13 protein-coding genes and 2 CRISPR repeat arrays are annotated in these 16,845 nt (G+C 41.6%); of the genes, 10 read left to right on the forward strand and 3 right to left on the reverse strand.

Annotated features, from left to right (window positions below):
• The 10 genes from V2H77_RS07360 to cas6f all read left to right on the forward strand — a co-directional run.
• Nucleotides 1-211: hypothetical protein (locus V2H77_RS07360; protein ID WP_341498288.1), on the forward strand; the 211-nt coding region annotated here is incomplete at its 5' end.
• Complete coding sequence (locus V2H77_RS07365) at nt 208-639, forward strand: hypothetical protein (protein WP_341498289.1); 432 nt, start codon at nt 208-210, stop codon at nt 637-639. The genes V2H77_RS07360 and V2H77_RS07365, both read left to right, overlap by 4 nt.
• A gap of 913 nt (nt 640-1,552) precedes the next feature.
• Nucleotides 1,553-2,359: direct repeats of the CRISPR family, unit length 28 nt; unit sequence GTGCACTGCCGTACAGGCAGCTTAGAAA.
• A gap of 210 nt (nt 2,360-2,569) precedes the next feature.
• Nucleotides 2,570-3,550, forward strand: coding sequence for a type I-F CRISPR-associated endonuclease Cas1f (gene cas1f / locus V2H77_RS07370; protein WP_341498290.1), 981 nt, complete (start codon nt 2,570-2,572; stop codon nt 3,548-3,550).
• Nucleotides 3,547-6,885 carry a type I-F CRISPR-associated helicase Cas3f gene (cas3f, locus tag V2H77_RS07375; protein ID WP_341498291.1) on the forward strand — a complete coding sequence of 1,113 codons (3,339 nt, stop codon included), beginning with the start codon at nt 3,547-3,549 and terminating at the stop codon, nt 6,883-6,885. Before cas1f ends, cas3f begins: the two co-directional genes overlap by 4 nt.
• Before the next feature lie 133 nt (nt 6,886-7,018).
• Nucleotides 7,019-7,264 (forward strand): type II toxin-antitoxin system Phd/YefM family antitoxin, encoded by a 246-nt coding sequence (locus V2H77_RS07380; RefSeq protein ID WP_049582180.1) that lies wholly within the window; start codon nt 7,019-7,021, stop codon nt 7,262-7,264.
• A gap of 104 nt (nt 7,265-7,368) precedes the next feature.
• Nucleotides 7,369-7,515, forward strand: a complete 147-nt coding sequence (locus V2H77_RS07385) for a type II toxin-antitoxin system RelE/ParE family toxin (RefSeq protein ID WP_244161507.1) — start codon at nt 7,369-7,371, stop codon at nt 7,513-7,515.
• Nucleotides 7,516-8,028: 513 nt separating this feature from the next.
• Nucleotides 8,029-9,387: a type I-F CRISPR-associated protein Csy1 gene (csy1, locus tag V2H77_RS07390; protein ID WP_341498292.1), complete on the forward strand. Its 1,359-nt coding sequence runs from the start codon at nt 8,029-8,031 to the stop codon at nt 9,385-9,387.
• Nucleotides 9,384-10,352 carry a type I-F CRISPR-associated protein Csy2 gene (gene csy2 / locus V2H77_RS07395; protein WP_341498293.1) on the forward strand — a complete coding sequence of 323 codons (969 nt, stop codon included), beginning with the start codon at nt 9,384-9,386 and terminating at the stop codon, nt 10,350-10,352. The genes csy1 and csy2 overlap by 4 nt, the downstream gene beginning before the upstream one ends.
• Nucleotides 10,353-10,375: 23 nt before the next feature.
• The gene (gene csy3, locus V2H77_RS07400) at nt 10,376-11,392 is read left to right on the forward strand and encodes a type I-F CRISPR-associated protein Csy3 (RefSeq protein ID WP_341498294.1); all 1,017 of its coding nucleotides are present in this window, start codon (nt 10,376-10,378) and stop codon (nt 11,390-11,392) included.
• A 9-nt stretch (nt 11,393-11,401) separates the two neighbouring features.
• Nucleotides 11,402-11,956 (forward strand): type I-F CRISPR-associated endoribonuclease Cas6/Csy4, encoded by a 555-nt coding sequence (gene cas6f / locus V2H77_RS07405; RefSeq protein WP_341498295.1) that lies wholly within the window; start codon nt 11,402-11,404, stop codon nt 11,954-11,956.
• Between the two features lie 129 nt (nt 11,957-12,085).
• Nucleotides 12,086-13,073: a CRISPR direct-repeat array (repeat unit 28 nt; unit sequence GTTCACTGCCGTACAGGCAGCTTAGAAA).
• A gap of 56 nt (nt 13,074-13,129) precedes the next feature.
• Here the strand turns inward: cas6f and iolB are convergent.
• The 3 genes from iolB to V2H77_RS07420 are packed head-to-tail and all read right to left on the reverse strand — an operon-like array spanning nt 13,130 to nt 16,837.
• Nucleotides 13,130-13,957 (reverse strand): 5-deoxy-glucuronate isomerase, encoded by an 828-nt coding sequence (gene iolB / locus V2H77_RS07410; RefSeq protein ID WP_341498296.1) that lies wholly within the window; start codon nt 13,955-13,957, stop codon nt 13,130-13,132.
• 45 nt (nt 13,958-14,002) lie between these two features.
• Complete coding sequence (gene iolE, locus V2H77_RS07415) at nt 14,003-14,893, reverse strand: myo-inosose-2 dehydratase (RefSeq protein WP_341498297.1); 891 nt, start codon at nt 14,891-14,893, stop codon at nt 14,003-14,005.
• A 39-nt stretch (nt 14,894-14,932) separates the two neighbouring features.
• Nucleotides 14,933-16,837 (reverse strand): bifunctional 5-dehydro-2-deoxygluconokinase/5-dehydro-2-deoxyphosphogluconate aldolase, encoded by a 1,905-nt coding sequence (locus V2H77_RS07420; protein WP_341498298.1) that lies wholly within the window; start codon nt 16,835-16,837, stop codon nt 14,933-14,935.
• Nucleotides 16,838-16,845: the final 8 nt, after the last annotated feature.

Raw genomic sequence — 16,845 nt, forward strand, 5'->3', positions numbered from 1 at the left:
CATCGCGACGGCAAAGGAGCGAATCCCCGGGAGCATAGATAACGATGTGACCGGGGTGAGTGAGTGCAGCCAACAAAGAGGCAACTTGAAAGATGACGGGTATATGAAATTATTTATTCATAGAGTAATAATATTGTGGTTATTAATTAAGTCCGTAGAGGTTGAATTTTATTTTCATACAGTAACTATACCAAAGAGGATTGAAACATGATGTATTCAATTAAAGGTGTTCAATATCAAACGTTGGTAAATATCCCTAAAAATATTGGATTAGGATATTCAAGATGGAGTGACGGTAAAGTTCACCTTGTTGATGGTGACTTCTTATTTTATGGTTCTATTGATATTAAAGGTGAGAATGGACCTATCAATAAAAAAGCTGAGATTGATGCTAACTGGACGGTAAAATTTAATGAAATGCCTTGTGATAGTCAGGGTAATATTTTGATCAAGTCTCACTGGCTTAGTCCGGCGAGCAATGATAGCTGGCTTATAAAAGACAAAATGCGGCTTATGATTCTTTGCTCAAAAGAGCCAACTCATCGATTGATTCTTGAGACCGGTGAAATTATTGATAACAAAATTGATAATGATTATCTTCGTAACATGATATTTTCTTACACCATACTACGGCGTTAATAGCGAACAATGGGTTTAACTTAAAAAATGCTCTGATATTTTCAGGGCATTTCCTTAGTGATAGAGATAATCCATTATTGTTCAGATGGAGTAAAATATGAGACACATGAGAAAATAATCTAATGTTTTTATTCAATGATGGGAATGGCTACTGAAATGGTTTATACCCTATGGATTTCAAGTTGCTTCGCGACGGGAAGGGAGCGAATCCCCGGGAGCATAGATAACTATGTGACCGGGGTGAGTGAGCGTAGCCAACAAAGAGGCAACTTGAAAGATGACGGATATATATGAGTGATTGATATAACGGTGGTGTATTCTGGAGATGAGTCATTATAACCTTATTAGTTAATAAGATAAATGAATGGAAATAAAATAACTCATGAGTAGAGGAGTTTGATTGAAATGGTGGCGGTAAATAATCATTTTTTATCTGTATTGTTTATATTCAATCTCGTAATAACAGTGATATAGATTATATCTTTAATTAAGCTAATTATGTTGCTGAAAATATGAATTGGAGACTTGGTAAATTGGGTAACACTGAACTTTTCAATATTTAAGCGCCTGGTGGAATTAGTGCAATTGTAGGTGTGTTGAATGATGCCAACTTTGAAAAAGGTTGCGAGATTAAGAGGTACTGATTTTTGCTGATGACTGAGTTCAGTGGGGTGGTTTCATTATCATTGAACATTTTACAGACAACAATTCTTACTTACTGCATAGGTCTTAGGACAGACGACTTAAGTATGTGATGGTGTTTTTACTGCTACCTTAATTTTTACCCTTTTTTTGAAGTGAGTTGTAATTAATTGATTTTATGGATAAATTAATTATCGCTTATAAAAAGGGTTTTTTACTTCTTAATAGCTATGCTATTTAAAAATCAGCAGGTTAAAGTTAATATGTAACAGTGCACTGCCGTACAGGCAGCTTAGAAAACACCTATTGCGTCGATGCCGCAGTGTATCTTGTGCACTGCCGTACAGGCAGCTTAGAAATGCGAGCTAAGCAGCAACTAGCCATTTCCACCGTGCACTGCCGTACAGGCAGCTTAGAAAACTATTCGAGGTAACCGCATGACTATCATCACGTGCACTGCCGTACAGGCAGCTTAGAAATTGGAAGGTTTAAATACTTTGCGTAAGCTATTGTGCACTGCCGTACAGGCAGCTTAGAAATATTAATAATTTACTTGGCTTTAATGAAATAGGTGCACTGCCGTACAGGCAGCTTAGAAAAACAGGGAAAAGATGGACGAACTCAGGTTATGGTGCACTGCCGTACAGGCAGCTTAGAAACGCGAGCTAAGCAGGGTCTGGATTTCAATAATGTGCACTGCCGTACAGGCAGCTTAGAAAACACAGGGAATCCATCAGGAGTAACCCAATGCGTGCACTGCCGTACAGGCAGCTTAGAAAAGTAATGCGCGGACACCATCGTATTTAGTCTGGTGCACTGCCGTACAGGCAGCTTAGAAAAACTATGGAATTGATGAAATAATTTTTTTATTGTGCACTGCCGTACAGGCAGCTTAGAAATGAAAGCGCCCGAACAACCTGCAACCCCCAATGTGCACTGCCGTACAGGCAGCTTAGAAAAGATTAATAACAAACTCCCTTTATTATTTCCGGTGCACTGCCGTACAGGCAGCTTAGAAAATCAGAAATGGCTACGGTATTGGTCACAAGTGTGCACTGCCGTACAGGCAGTTTAAAAATAGAAAGTTTTCTTACTTATCTAAACTATCGAGTGGCTGCCATATAGATAGCTGAGAGTATAATTATTCCTGTTTAGAGAAGGCACTATGTTATTAATTAGTAAAGAATTGTAAATTTTTTTGATTTACATTTGTGATGTTTTACTTGTGTGAAATTTATGCATAATATTTACCATAAATGAAATTAATTATTTAGGTAATTCTTAAATTATGGATAACAACTTTTCTCCGAGTGACCTTAAAACTATTTTGCATTCCAAGCGCTCGAATATTTATTACCTGCAATATTGCCGAGTATTAGTTAATGGTGGTCGGGTTGAATATGTTACCGATGAGGGGAAACAATCCCTGTATTGGAATATCCCAATTGCAAATACCACCGTTATTATGTTGGGAACGGGTACTTCTATTACTCAGGCAGCAATGCGTGAATTCGCTAAAGCGGGTGTTTTAGTCGGTTTTTGTGGTGGTGGAGGTACACCGCTATTTGCGGCTAATGAGATTGAAGTTGATGTATCTTGGCTGACATCACAAAGCGAATATCGTCCTACGGAGTATTTACAAGATTGGGTGAGTTTTTGGTTTGATGACGAAAAACGATTGGCGGCAGCGATTGCTTTTCAAAAAATCCGCATTGCACAAATCCGTGAACATTGGTTAAGTAGTAGAATGCTTCGAGACAACTCTTTTATGTTTAATCGTGAGAGTTTATTGTCGTTACTCACACGTTATGAGCAGAATCTTGCAAATTGTCGCGATAATAAAGAGTTGATGGCGCAAGAAGCTGTGATGACTAAAGCGTTATACAAACTAGCAGCTAATGCAGTGAGTTATGGCGATTTTGTCCGAACAAAACGCGGTGGGGGTGTCGATTTGGCAAACCGTTTTCTTGATCATGGTAATTATCTGGCTTACGGATTGGCGGCTGTTGCAACTTGGGTCATTGGTTTACCACATGGTCTGGCAGTGTTACATGGTAAAACCCGTCGTGGTGGTTTGGTTTTTGATGTTGCTGATCTGATTAAAGATGCGTTGGTATTGCCACAAGCATTTATTGCGGCAATGGCTGGAGAGGATGAACAGGAATTTCGCCAACGTTGTATTAGTGGATTTCAAAAAGCTGAGGCATTAGACACCATGATTGATGCCTTGCAAACAACTGCTCAACAACTGAGTCAGGTGGCACGATGAATATTCTTTTAGTCTCTCAATGCAACAAACGCGCGCTAACAGAAACCCGCCGAATTTTGGATCAATTTGCTGAACGTAAAGGTGATAGAACTTGGCAAACGGCTATCACACTAGAAGGTTTAAACACTTTACGTAAATTGTTGCGTAAAACAGCGCACCGTAATACGGCGGTTGCTTGCCATTGGATAAAAAGTGGCGGCCAAACTGAGTTGTTATGGATTGTCGGGAATTTGCGACGCTTTAACTCGCGGGGAGTTGTACCCACTAATACGACACAGCGTGATGTACTAAAAAGTCAGGATGAAAATCATTGGCACAGTGTTGAAGCTATTAGTTTGCTGGCAGCGATTGCCGGACTATTCCATGATTTTGGTAAAGCTAATGCGTTGTTCCAGCAAGGGTTAAGGGGAGATGGACGGTTCCAACCGTATCGGCATGAATGGGTATCTCTGCGGCTGTTTCAGGCATTTGTTGATAAGCAGAATGATAAGGAGTGGCTGACTTCGTTGAGTCAAATTGAGTCTGGTGATGAGGACAAGATTCTTTCCCGTTTGATTAAGGATGGTATTGGGCCCTATGTAAACCCTTTTATTAACTTACCGCCATTGGCAACTACTGTCGCTTGGCTAATCCTCTCTCATCATCGTCTTCCTGTTTATCCTTCTTATGACAGTAATTATCCAAACGAACCGCAATTGGAATACATTGATAATTGGTTGACTAACCACTTAGAACCATCGTGGAACTCAACCAACATGGATAAGGAGGGCTGGAGTGATCAGGATAAGCGTGATATTTGGACATTCCCAAATGGTACCCCTATCCGCAGTCAGATTTGGCGTCAGAAAGCCCAAAAATTTGCGCGAAGAGCGCTGCAATCAACATCATTATTGCAATATGGCAATCTGAACCAGCGTTTCACCAGTCATATGTCTCGATTGGTTTTAATGCTGTCCGATCATCATTATTCATCATTGTCTGCAACCTTGGGTTGGCAGGATGTCAACTATGATGTATTTGCTAATACTGATAGAACCACTGGCAAGTGCAAGCAGCGGTTAGATGAACACAATATTGGTGTTGGGCAGAATGCTTTATTACTAGGGAGAAGCTTGCCACATATTCGCAAAACGCTACCTGCGATTACCCGGCATAAAGGATTTAAACAACGTAGCAAAGACGAAAAATATCGCTGGCAAGATCAGGCATTTGATGTGGCGTGTGCTTTGCGTGAGCGTTCAGTAGAACAAGGCTTTTTTGGCATTAACATGGCTTCTACTGGTTGTGGTAAAACTTTTGCTAATGCACGCATCATGTATGGATTAGCTGATGAAAAACAAGGATGCCGTTTTTCTATCGCTTTGGGGCTAAGGACGTTAACGTTACAAACCGGTGATGCATTACGTAAAAGACTGCATTTAGAAGAAGATGATTTAGCGGTACTAATTGGCTCGCAAGCAGTGAAAGAGTTACATCAATTTCATCAAAAGGAACTTGAGCCTGATGTAGGCAGCATATCCGCGGAAGAGTTATTTGCAGAGCATCAATATGTTAGATATGACGGCAGCTTAGATGATGGGCGTCTGAGTCACTGGCTACGTAAAGATAAAGGGAAAGATAATAAACAAGATAAAGAGAAAGATAATAAACTTAATAAGCTGCTTAGCGCACCTGTGCTAGTAGCGACCATCGACCATTTAATTCCCGCCACTGAGGGTATTCGTGGTGGAAAGCAAATTGCACCCATGTTGAGATTGCTCACTTCTGATTTAGTGTTAGATGAACCCGATGATTTTGATATTAACGATTTGTCGGCTTTATGTAGGCTAGTGAACTGGGCAGGGTTATTAGGTTCGCGGGTATTGCTTTCATCTGCCACGTTACCCCCTGCGCAGATTCAAACATTGTTCAATGCTTATCGGGCTGGACGTCAAGATTACCAGTTGGCATGTGGTCAGCCAGGTGCTCTGGTGAATATCTGTTGCGCTTGGTTTGATGAATATAATGTGGCACAACGGGATGTTACTAACGCACAGCAATTCTGGGATCAGCATATAGCTTTTGTTGATAAGCGCTTTGTCCGGTTAGAGAATATGGTCCCCTTACGTAAAGCAGAGTTGGTATCGGTTGAGCTCAAAAGCCATCAAATTGAATATGTGATTACGGCTTTGGCAGAAACTATGCATAAATCCATGCAGAAACTGCATGAGAACCATCACCAAATTCATTCATCGGGTAAGACTGTTTCTATTGGTTTAATCCGTATGGCAAACATCAATCCACTAGTTGCTGTTGCACAGCGGTTATTGCAGATACCATCTCCTGAAAATGTGCACGTCCATTATTGTGTTTATCACAGTCAGCATCCTATGGCGATACGTTCTCATATTGAACATCGACTAGATTCAACGTTAACACGTTATGATGAAGAAGCGTTGTGGCAGGTGGCAGAAATTCGTAAAGTATTAGAGGATATGCCAGAGAAGCATCATATTTTTGTCGTACTCGCCACGTCTGTAGCTGAAGTCGGTCGGGATCATGATTATGACTGGAGTATTGCTGAACCCAGCTCAATGCGTTCATTGATACAACTTGCCGGGCGTATTCAACGTCATCGGCAAAGAGAGCCTCGGGCGCCAAATTTGCATATTCTGGCAAAAAACTATAAGGCACTTAAAACGAATAATTTAGAACATCCGGCTTATTGTCGCCCAGGGTTTGAGTCAACAAATTATCGCCTTGCTAGCCATGATTTACATGAATTACTGGAGCCTTATCAATATGAACTAATTAGTGCATTGCCAAGAATAAAGGAACGCGATAATGCTGGATATAGTTCACCTTTTGAAAATTTGGTTGATCTTGAACATCAACGTTTATGGGAAGAACTTCAAGGTGGCTCTGATAATGAGCACAGTTATTGTTCAGCTCTTTGGTGGCGTAAACAAGCTTCGTGGTGTGCTGAACTTCAACGTCATAAACCGTTTCGTCAGTCAGAACCTGACGAATTATATTATTTGTGGCTTGAAGAAGAAGGTGAAGAAGCGAAGTTTGTGGCTCTGGACAGCGGTTGGGCAGGGATAAAAGAGAGTGAAGCATTTGACTATGTGCCAGAATTAGAGTTTGCGCCAGGTGTGAGTGCTTGGATTAAACTTGATACTGAGACAATTTACCAGAATTTAGCTGATACTAATGAAATGGAATTAAAAAATGTAAGCCTACATTTTGGTGAGATTTGCCTCAGGAAAAAAGATAAGGAAAAAGATAAGAAAAAGGATGGTGGAGAAGCATGGCGCTACCACCCATTTTTAGGGGTATTTAGAGAAGTTAGCTGAATAATATGCGGTGTTTTTAGGAAAAATAACCATAGTCATATTATGTTTTTTTTGACAGATAATGGATAATGATCTTAGTGATTGTTGTTCGATGATACTAAACAAATTGAACGATATTAGAGAGGTCACAAATATGGATACACTTTCTGATGAAGCCAAAACTCAATTTGGTGACATGTTGTTAAGAGCGCAGTGTGTCCCAGTCCAAATTAACAAGAACGGCAAGTCGGTTGCTGTTGTTCTAGCACTGGATGAATATGAAAATATTGAGGCGTTTAAACTTCGGCTTTTGAAATCCAGAGCAATCCAAGCCAAAGCTGATATTGAAGAAGGTAACCTAGTTGATGGGGAATCGTTTTTTTATGAACTAGAGACATAATGCCGATCCTCTATCGTTTAACACTGGACGTCCAAAGAGATCTGATCGAAATCTGCCGATTTACCATGAAACAATAGAGGACAGCTCAATTACAAAAATATCTGTTGGAACTACGAAAAACCATTAGCCTGCTCACTGATACTCCTTTCCTAGGCAAGTCTAAGCCTGATATTGGACCGGATATTTTGAGTTTTCCCTATGCCAGCCATGTCATTTATTACGTAGTGCATGAGCACATGAGCAGCAATTAGCTGTGTTCGGTGTGCTACACAAACGAATGGTGCCGTTGAACCACCTGGCCGAGCGAGAAGTGATTTAATGTGGCTGATTGTTTTGAATTGAGATTAGAGATGGAAAACGCTAGTACTTAAAGAAGGGAGATTTTTTTTAAAATAAATTGAACGTTTAAAGAGATAAACTATCTAATGAATATGTCATTGATGATGAGATGTTTCATGGATATATTTATCTTGAATTGGTAGAAGAAACAAGTTTAATACCATGACTTGATTGATACCCTATTTCTCATTACTACAGTGATAATTTAGGGTGAAAATAGGGTGATTTTTAGGTATTTTGTTGTGAAATATACAGAGGCAAAATATTGGTAAAAGGAATGAACAGAATAAATTAAAATACCCTAGTTAGGGTGATGAATGTAGGGCTGGAGTATTCATTGGTCGGTGGTTATGAACCAAGTCGTGTTTTCGTGCTAAATTTAGCAGGCAACCAGATAATCATTTTGATAAGGTAGGTAAGAGCCTATGAATGAAAATGGATTGAGTCGATTTATTGTCGATTATATTGAAAGTCGTAAACAATCAAAGCTGGAGGCTTTTGATAAAGAGGCTGAAAAAAAATTGGCAAAACTAACCTCTATGGAGGATATTTCGCTAGTTAAACAAGAGTTAGATGAACAGCGTAATGAATTGGAAGAGCACTATGAAGTTAGAAATTGGCTGGATGATGCAGTTAACCGAGTAGATCAAATCCGCTTAGTGACACATGTTCTGAAATTTACCCATACTGATGCAAGAGGTAGCAGTATTTTCGCGGTACAATCAAAAGCAAATGTAAAAAAAGATATTAAATATCTTTCCACGGCAGCTTTAGATAAACCTGTTACAGATGCGGCGGGAAATGCGGCTGCTCTTGATATTGCGAGATTATTATTAACAGAATATCGGGAAGGTGATTCATTGCTGGCAAATATAAATCGGGCAGACTATTCAGCACTAGCTGAACTGGCGAAAAATGAGCAGCAGCTTGAATTATGGATCAATGGGTTTAGTCAAGTTTTATCAGATAAACGACTTTCTTCACATAGACTAGCGAAACAGCTTTATTTTCCTGCTGGCTATGATAAATATCATTTATTAGGCCCACTATTTTCTTCATCTCTGGCGCATACCATGCATCAGCGTATCACTGAAGCACGCTTTGGGGAATTATCTAAAGAAATTAACAAAGCGAGAAAGGAAGAATTTTGGCGTCCCGAAACTATCGCGAGTTATCCTAATACTGCTGTGCAGTACTTTGGTAGCACTAAGCCACAAATTATCTCTTATCTTAACAATATGCGGGGTGGACGAGTCTATCTTTTACCATGTTCAGCTCCTGAATGGAGAAATACGACTAAACCACCGATGAAACATAGGTCTATTTTTGATCTGGACTGTGAGTTTGTATCATTAGTCAGTAGCACTATTTGGCTGATGAAACGATATTTGTTAAGTGTACGAAAATATGAAAGCACATTAGAGATTCGGCAATGTCGTCAGGAATATATTGATGAAATTATTGATATTTTGTTTAACTATGTCGTCGTCATACAAAATTTGATTGAGATTAAAGGCTGGAGTGCTAATGAAGATTGTGAATTAAAACGCGCTCAACAGCTTTGGCTTGATCCTTATCGTTGTCAGCAAGATGAAACGTTTAAATTTGAACGCGAAGGTGGTGACTGGAAAAAAGAGATAGCCGCAGATTTTAGCTACTGGCTGAATCAGAGTTTGAAGCATGAGCGGTTAGAAATGGGATTATCTGAGCGTCGTGAGTGGGCTTCTGTGTTTAAAGAGCGGCTACGTGAGTTTGAGGATGAATTGCCAGAGGTACCGTTATGAGCCATTTAATTATTTTACATCATATTCGAGTAGAGAATGCTAATGCTATTACTGGCTTAACCTATGGTTTTCCGGCAATCACTCACTTTCTTGGGTTTACTCATGCTATTTCACGTAAGCTACAAAAAAGCCATAATCTAAAACTGGAAAATTGTGGTGTAATTTGCCATAACCACCAACTTCATGCATATCGGTCCGATCCAATTAGAGATAAAGTTTTTGCATTAACTCGCAATCCGTTAACCAAAGAAGCAAAAACGGCAACGATTAATGAAGAAGGTCGTATGCATATGACAGTTTCTTTATTAATAGAATGTTCTGGTGAAATTGCTGGCGATGCAGAGGCTAATGAATTGGAAAAATATTTACTAGCAATATGTCCAACTCAGCGCCTGGCGGGTGGTACTATTACTGAAATTACTAAAGTCAATGTTATTGCTTTTCCGCAGGAAGGGCAGGCAACCCGTAAGTTAATGCGTCGTTTATTGCCGGGTTTTGCCTTGTTAGATCGTTCTGAGTTGTTAGCTAAACACTACGAAGAATTAAAACAGGATAATCCTCAAGCAGAAATGCTTGATGCGTGGCTTGATTTTTCAACTATAAAAATGCGGGCTATTCCTGTTCGGGATGATAAGCAACCTGAAATTGGCGATCCTGCATATTGGGAATATATTCCTAAACCAGGTTCTGGATATTTAGTTCCTCTAATGACAGGTTATCAGGCGATATCACCGCTATATCCCGCCGGGAGAGTAGATAAAACCCGTGATCCTAAGACTCCATTTTGTTTTGTTGAAGCAATCTATGGGGTAGGTGAATGGAAAAGCCCGCATCGTATTAATGATATTCGCCAGTTACTCTGGTGTTATGACTATCAAGAGGGAGAGGGTGTCTACAGGTGTTGTAATCAACAGACTATTTCCCGTCAATCCAAACCCAATAAGAAAGTAAGAATAATCGACTAATTAATTTAAAGAAGGATATCTACATGTCTAAATCAACTATTAAAACGGCTTCTGTACTGGCATTTGAGCGTAAACTTTCTAACTCTGATGCTTTAATGTTTGCTGGAAACTGGGAACATTGGAAGAAAGCGGAAGAGTGGCAACCTATTGCTATTCAGGAAAAAGCTGTCCGGGGGACGATTTCCAACCGTTTAAAAAACGCTTTAACCAGTGATCCGGCCAAATTGGATGCGGAGATTCAAAAAGCAAACCTGCAACGTGTCGATGTTGCCGCATTGCCTTATGACGCTGATACCCTAAAAGTCAGTTTCACATTACGGGTTTTAGGTAATCTTTCAACACCATCAGTGTGTAACGATCAGGATTATCAAGCTGAACTGGCAAACGTGATCAACGGTTATATTGCTGAACAGGGTTTCAAAACGCTTGCTGCACGCTATGCAGAAAATTTGGCGAATGGGCGGTTCTTATGGCGTAACCGAGTTGGAGCAGAAGAAATTAAGGTTCGTGTAAGTGGTAAGAGTGGTAAATGGTGGGAGTTTGATTGCGAAGATTTCAGCTTACGTGCATTTGGTAAGGTAGAAGGTAACTTAGCTGAACTTGCCGCCGAAATTGAGGAAGGATTGGCAGGCGATAGATCAACATTTTTCAACGTTGAAGCTTTTGTCCGTTTGGGACATGGGCAAGAAATTTTCCCTTCTCAAGAGTTGGTTCTCGACAGTAACAGTAAAAAAAGCAAAGTGTTGTATCAAGTAAATGAAATTGCCGCATTGCATTCGCAGAAAGTAGGTAATGCGCTCCGAACTATTGACACGTGGTACCCAGACGCTACGGAGTTGGGTCTTGGTCCAATAGCGGTTGAACCCTATGGTTCTGTAACTAGTCGTGGTAAGGCTTATCGTCAGCCTAAAGTAAAAATGGATTTTTATACTTTGTTAGATAATTGGGTTGTTAAAGGAAAAACACCAGAAGTAGAGCAACAACACTATGTTATGGCGACGCTAATTCGTGGCGGTGTTTTCGGTGAAAAAGGTGAATAAGGGGATCAAATGGATTATTACCTTGAAATCCGTGTTCTTCCCGATCTTGAATTCAGTCAACAAGATCTTATGGCGGCGCTGTTTGCTAAACTGCATCGGGCCTTGGGGCAAGTAGGTAATGGGCGTATTGGTGTCAGTTTTCCTCGTGCGGGGAAGACGTTGGGGGACACGCTGAGAATGCACGGTTCAAGCGAAGCGCTGAATGACTTACAAGCATTATCCTGGTTAAAAGGGCTCAGGGATTATACTGAGGTGATTGATATCCAGCCGGTCCCTCAAGATACTCGATATCGTCGTGTGAGCCGAATGCAGGTAAAAAGCAACGTTGATAGGATTCGCCGTCGTTCGATTAAAAAAGGATGGTTAACGGAGGAGCAAGCTTGGCAACGTATTCCAATCAGCAAGGAGCAACGTACTCATTTACCGTTTCTGTACCTTAAGAGCTTGTCATCAGGACAAAGTTTTCCGTTATTTGTCGAACAAGGGCCAATACAAGACAGCCCAGCGTCAGGCGTTTTCAGTTCTTATGGATTAAGTTCATCAGCTACCATTCCTTGGTTTTGACCCTTTTTTTGCGGCTAATTATAACTTATTGATTTATTTAAGGGATTAGCCGCTGCTAATAAAAAGGGTTTTTCTGCTTTTTATCATTATGTTCTTTAATAATCAGTAAATTAAAGGTAGTATCTAACAGTTCACTGCCGTACAGGCAGCTTAGAAATTATCTGCATCTTCTTGCCGTGGGACGACAGAGTTCACTGCCGTACAGGCAGCTTAGAAATTTATCTCTCTCTTCGGGCTATAAAGAATACTGTTCACTGCCGTACAGGCAGCTTAGAAATGAAATGATCACCGTTGGCAAAGTCAGTTTTCGTTCACTGCCGTACAGGCAGCTTAGAAATTCTGATGTTTTCCCATTTTGATTTTTAGGAGGTTCACTGCCGTACAGGCAGCTTAGAAATATGAATCAGTTCAATGATTTTTCTCAAGCATGTTCACTGCCGTACAGGCAGCTTAGAAATTTGAATTCTCCGGGAGATAATATAAATTCACGTTCACTGCCGTACAGGCAGCTTAGAAATTCGCTTCAATCGCATCAACGGCTTTACGGCCGTTCACTGCCGTACAGGCAGCTTAGAAAAAACGAGATTTGTTTTCTGTCCATTACTTCATGTTCACTGCCGTACAGGCAGCTTAGAAATATAATTTATGAATTGGGTAATGATAGGATAGGTTCACTGCCGTACAGGCAGCTTAGAAAATCTACTGACTATCGCATGAGTACAACCCCAAGTTCACTGCCGTACAGGCAGCTTAGAAATAATGCATCATCAGGATATACCCATGCCTCAAGTTCACTGCCGTACAGGCAGCTTAGAAAAAGAGTTGCGATGGTCATGATGAATCCCCTGTGTTCACTGCCGTACAGGCAGCTTAGAAAATCAGGGAAGGATATTCCAACACCATCTATATGTTCACTGCCGTACAGGCAGCTTAGAAAATTGAGCGTGGTTTTGCCGCTATTTGTGAACTGTTCACTGCCGTACAGGCAGCTTAGAAAATCGATTCCAGTTCTGCACCGCCACCGATGTAGTTCACTGCCGTACAGGCAGCTTAGAAACAGAATCTACTAAAATCTTTTCGGATATAACAGTTCACTGCCGTACAGGCAGCAGCGCACTCAATCGAGTGCGCTAAAATCTAAAATAAAGAAGCCTATTTTCTTCCTGATGAGCATTAATTCTTATGCTTTTGAGCATACGTTTCACTATTAACCCATTGATGGTCTTTTTCCCAGGTAAATAACCACTTACGGGTTGGTCCGGCCATTACGTTGAGATAATAGTTGTCGTAACCGGCAATGGTTGCTACTGGGTGATAGCCTTTGGGGACCATTACCACATCTTTGTTGTAAACAGCCATTGATTCATCCAGTGAACGGTCATCGGTATAGACGCGTTGCATGCAGAACCCTTGAGATGGATTCAAGCGATGGTAATAGGTTTCTTCCAGATAGGTTTCCTGTGGCGCATTGTTGGTATCGTGTTTATGGCTAGGGTAGGAACTGGTACAGCCTTCATCGGTAAAGACTTCAACCACCAGCAAGCTATCAGCAGGTTTGTTATCCGGTAGGATGTTGTGAACATAGCGTCGGTTGTAGCCATTTCCACGTTGTTCTGCGTCAATATCCTGTGGCGTAATCAGTCGAGTCGGGTAGCTTCCTTTACCCGGTGCTTGGCATACTGCGAGTTCGAGAGCAGTATCGGCAATAATTTCAACAGATTCCCCCGCCGTGATGTAAACGGCATAAGGCTTTTTGCGTTCAAATGGCTGCATGCGATCGCCAATATGCTCAAATCGTTGATGTGGCGTCGTTACTGTGGCTTTTCCCGCCACTAAAACCAGACAGGTTTCATTTTCTGATGCGGGTAAGGTGATTTTTTCACCCGATGCCAACTCATAAACATCAAAATGGACATACTTCCAGTTGGCAGATTCTGGTGTGATATGTTGAGTTCGTCTATTTTGATCCGGTGCATGATATTTTGATAATAATTTGGACATGTTACCTACCTCAGCATTGCTTTTGTATAAATCGAACAGCGACTATTAAAGTAATCCTGCATCTCTAGCGAGTTGATGTAAGTTGTTATAACCCATTGTTGCATAGGTGAGTGGGTGAGCAATAGCCGGATCTTGTTCTGCTTCAACTACTAGCCAGCCTTGATAATTCTGTTTCTTCAATACTTGAAAAATTGCCGGATAATCAACGCAACCATCTCCCGGTACTGTGAATACACCACTCAATACTGCATCAAGGAAACTGGTTTTACGGTTTTTTATATCGTTGAGTACATCAGGACGGATGTCTTTACAGTGAACATGATTAATGCGTTTTGCCCAGCGCTCTGCGATAGCCAGTGGATCAGCGCCAGCGAAGGTTAAATGACCGGTATCCAGCAGCAATCCAACTTCATCACCGGTATTTTCCATCAGATGATTAACATCCTCCTCAGTTTCGATGACAGTTCCCATGTGGTGGTGATAAGCAATCTGAACACCCTGTTCTTGGGTGTAACGGGCAAATTCAGTCAATTTTTCACCGTATTCTTGCCAGCGGTTAGCCGGAAATTGAGGGCGAAGATGGACTGGCTTGTTTTGATCGCCGTGAATGCAGTTTGTCACTTCCGCAAATACCATGACATTAGCTCCCAATTCGCGCAGCAGGGTCAGGTGAGATTGTGCCGCTTTAATCTCTTCTGCTACTGAATGGGTGAGTAATTCGCCAGAGTACCAGCCAGATACCAGCATGAGATTGTGGGCGTCAAGAATGGGGCCCAATACGTTGGCCTGACGAGGAAATTTATGGCCCAATTCAAAGCCGGTAAAACCTGCTTGGCGGCCTTCTGTTAAGCAGGTTTCCAGTGGTGTGTCTGCGCCGAGAGTGGGTAAGTCATCATTAGTCCAGGTCAGAGGGTTGATACCAAGTTGAACAGCCATGATGGTGCTCCTGTTGAATAAAATAATTTTATTATGTTGCTATCCGCGCTGACGCCACAGGCTAATCAGGTTGTGATAGTTGGTTTTTATTTTCTGGATCAAACGGTTATCATCAATCTCATTTTTTAGCCATTTTAGGGATGGTTGACCAAAGAGGGTTCTTCCGACAGCAAAACCTTTGACGATAGATTTGCCGGCTGCGGCATTAAAGCCCATTTCCAGTTCTTCTTGTGAAGCATCAAGACCAAGAATAACGACGCCACGGCAATAAGGGTCCCGCTGTTGGATAAGAGAGTTAATGCTGTCCCAGCTTTCAGAACTGAGAGGTGGGAGTTTCCACCAATCCGGTTTAATTCCAAGGTTATAAAAGCGTCTAAGAGCGCGAATATAGAACTCATCTGAGTGTTGCATTTCCGCAGGTAGGATCACTTCCAGTAAAAGTTCGTGACCAGATTTACAACATGCGGCATAAATTTCCCGAATTTTTTTCTCTTGTTCCAATCGGAGCGGGTGAGCATCTTCTGGATGGAAAAACACCAGACATTTGACAATGTGTTCCAGTGGCCAATCAATAAGTTGAGAACCGATGTTGCCATGTTCCAGACTAAGTGGGCGAGAGCCAGGTAGCTCAATTGGGCGGCCTATCCACCAGCCTTGACCGGTGATTTCGTTTAAAACATCTTGACCAAAAGTGCTGTCACATAACAGGCCTATTTTTCCTTGTAACCCTGCTTCTGTAGCAACTTCCTGGCTGGCGCGCAATAGAAGGTGTTTTAATGATGAAATACGCTTGATACTGGTATTTGCTTGTCGGGCTAATTCAATAAATTGAATACGATGATCAAATGCCATTACGCACAGTTCGTCCCATTGATTTTTACGGGCGCTGATACGGTGGAGGTGATTAAGTGTTTCATCTAAATCAGGGCGTAATATTTGATTAGAGCGTGATAGATAGTTGTCAAGCTCGGTTTTATCCGGCATTGCCGGTGCGCACCCATGACGAGAAACGACTAATGCGCCACAAGCATTAGCGTAGGTGCAGGCTTTTTCCCAACCTTCGTTATTAAGATAGCCGCGTAACAGGCCGGACATAAAAGCATCCCCTGCGCCGAGTACATTAAGCACATCGACACGAACGCCCTGTATGGTCATGCTATCATCCAGATAATTAGGGATTTCAGCGGTAAAAACAGAGCATCCCAGTGATCCTCGTTTGCAAACCAATGCAGCAGATGTGAGTTTACGAATGTTGCGTAGTGCTTCGATAGTATCTGTGGAACCACCGGCAATGTGGAACTCTTCTTCTGTGCCGACAATCAGGTCAAATAGTGATAATACTTCCTGTAATTGAGCTGTTACCTGTTCCGATGCGATATAACGTGATTCGCCATCTCCCAGAGAAGTTAACCCCCAAAGTACCGGGCGATAATCAATATCTATGACTGTTTTCACACGGTTACGGCGGGCGTAGTTGAGGGCCGTCAGCACGGCATCGCGAGTGTTAGGATGAGAAAGATGTGTTCCGGTGATTGCTAAACAACGGGCTGATGCAATGTATTCTTCACTGAAATCATCACGGGTAATTGCCATATCGGCGCAGTTATCACGATAGAAGATCAAAGGAAACGTGGTTTTATTTTTGATTCCTAGCAGCACCAGTGCCGTAAGGCGTTCTTTATCAATGGTTAGATGGCTGGTATCACAGCCAACACTTTGCAACTCTTCCCTAAGGAAACGTCCCATATGCTCATCACCGACTCTGGCTAGCATGGAGGATTTAAGTCCCTGGCGAGCGGTGCCATAGGCAACATTACCGGAAGAACCCCCAAGGTATTTGGCAAAACTTCCCATGTCTTCCAGACGTGCTCCGATTTGTTGGCCGTAAAAGTCAACGGCGATTCGTCCCATGCAGATGACATCAAATTCTTTTTGCTGCTCCATTAGACAAT

This window comes from Photorhabdus sp. P32, from assembly GCF_038085095.1.
In the GTDB taxonomy this organism is placed as follows: domain Bacteria; phylum Pseudomonadota; class Gammaproteobacteria; order Enterobacterales; family Enterobacteriaceae; genus Photorhabdus; species Photorhabdus luminescens.